This is a genomic window from Tabrizicola sp. (genome assembly GCF_030694085.1).
Classification (GTDB): Bacteria; Pseudomonadota; Alphaproteobacteria; order Rhodobacterales; family Rhodobacteraceae; genus Tabrizicola.
In genome coordinates this window covers 1-1776 of sequence record NZ_JAUXZE010000097.1, presented here as the reverse complement: position 1 = coordinate 1776, position 1776 = coordinate 1, and the positions used below count along the sequence as shown (strand labels likewise).

Annotated in this window: 2 protein-coding genes; one reads left to right on the top strand and one right to left on the bottom strand. The window is 54.3% G+C overall.

Translation table 11 applies throughout. The annotated features are described in order from the left end of the window. Positions 1 to 158 precede the first annotated feature (158 nt). Positions 159 to 878 carry a formylglycine-generating enzyme family protein gene (locus Q8M85_RS22510; protein WP_305549046.1) on the top strand — a complete coding sequence of 240 codons (720 nt, stop codon included), beginning with the start codon at positions 159 to 161 and terminating at the stop codon, positions 876 to 878. 97 nt (positions 879 to 975) lie between these two features. Here the strand turns inward: Q8M85_RS22510 and Q8M85_RS22505 are convergent, their stop codons facing one another. Further along, positions 976 to 1689, bottom strand: coding sequence for a dienelactone hydrolase family protein (locus Q8M85_RS22505; RefSeq protein ID WP_305549044.1), 714 nt, complete (start codon positions 1687 to 1689; stop codon positions 976 to 978). Positions 1690 to 1776 lie beyond the last annotated feature (87 nt).

The window sequence follows — 1776 nt, the reverse complement described above, 5'->3', positions numbered from 1 at the left end:
CGGCCTGCTCTCTTGCTGCGTGGAAACTTACGACCCCGCGTTACCACGACGCCGCTTCCTCATGCTACCGAGGCGCACGGACAACTCCTCGGACGGGACTTTAACCCGCTAGATTTACTGCTGTTACTGCGAACGGTCAGGATCGGTTTGGTTTATACATGGATCTGGATTATCAAGGTATCCGCCAGCGCTTTCGCTGGATCATACCGGGAAGGTTCCAAATGGGTTCGCCCGAAACGGAAGCGGAAAGATACGATGACGAAACACAACACGAGGTCACACTGACAAATGGTTTCTGGCTGGCTGACAGCGCATGCACTCAAGCTCTATGGACAGCGGTCATGGGCAACAATCCCAGCAGTTTCCGGGATGATCCGAATCTGCCGGTGGAAAAAGTCAGTTGGCTCGATGTGCAACAATTCATTACTAAATTAAATACGCTGTTTCCGGACTTACACGCCAATCTTCCAACCGAAGCGCAATGGGAATACGCCTGCCGTGCTGGCACCCAGACACCGTTTTCGTTTGGAGAAAACATCACGCCCGAGCAAGTCAATTATGATGGCAATTCCCCTTATACCGGCGGCGAGAAAAGCCTGTTCCGTGAAAGAACTGTTCCGGTTAAATCATTGCCGCCGAATCCCTGGGGATTATTTGAAATGCATGGCAATGTGTGGGAATGGTGCGCCGACTGGTATGCGGAAGAATACCCTAAGCAAGCAATAACTAACCCGCTTGGCCCTGACAAGGGTACATCCCGCGTGCTGCGTGGCGGTTCGTGGAGCTTCCTCGGCTGGTTCACGCGTTCCGCTCAGCGCGACGGGATCGAGCCTGGCTACCGCAACGACCTCATCGGGTTTCGCCTAGCCCCAGGTTGAAAACAGCAGGCAAGAGGAGGTCGGCCTCAAAAAGATTGCCTTCGGGCAGACAGTCGAGACGGAGCGAGACGGTCAGACCGAAGGCTTAAAAAGTTTTTTACACAAACACTTCCCCCAAAAAATCCGCAATCGACCGGTATGCCCGATTCGCCGCCACTTCTTTGTATACCGTGCCAAAACTCGGATTATTGGCTTTCGGATTGGTAAACGCGTGCATCGTGCCGCCGTAGACGTGCACTTGCCAATCGACGCTGGCCTGGGTCATTTCGGTTTCAAACGCGAGCACTTGCTCCGGTGGCACCATCGGATCGTCGTGGCCGTGCAGGCAGAGCACCTGTGCGGTGATTGCTTCATTGGCCGCATTGCCGGGTGCAAAAATGCCGTGGATGCTAATGACACCTTTCACATCCGCGCCGGATCGCGCTAATTCCAGCACGCACATACCGCCGAAGCAGTAACCCATTGCGGCAATTCGGGTGGCATCAACTTGCGGCAGTTGCCGCACGGCATGCAGTGCGGCGTTGATCCTACGGCGCAATAAGGCACGATCTTGCGCGAACGGCGCCATCAACGCGCCATTCTTTTCCGCATCGCCATCCGCGCCGAAAATGCCTTTGCCGTACATATCCAAGGCAAAGCCCACATAGCCCATATCGGCGATTCTTTCCGCTCCCTGGCACGCCAGTTCACGCCGCCCGCTCCAGTCGTGCGACACCAGCACGGCGGGTTTGGGCTTACCGGTTTCGTGATAGGCCAGGTAGCCTTCGAGTTGTGTATCGCCATCCTGATAATCAATCGTTTTTATAATCATGTTGTCACCTTGACTTGAAAGTAGTGATAATCTCACTGCGTGTCTTAAAGAGTTCTGAGTAACCCGCATTTGTCATTCCGAACACTG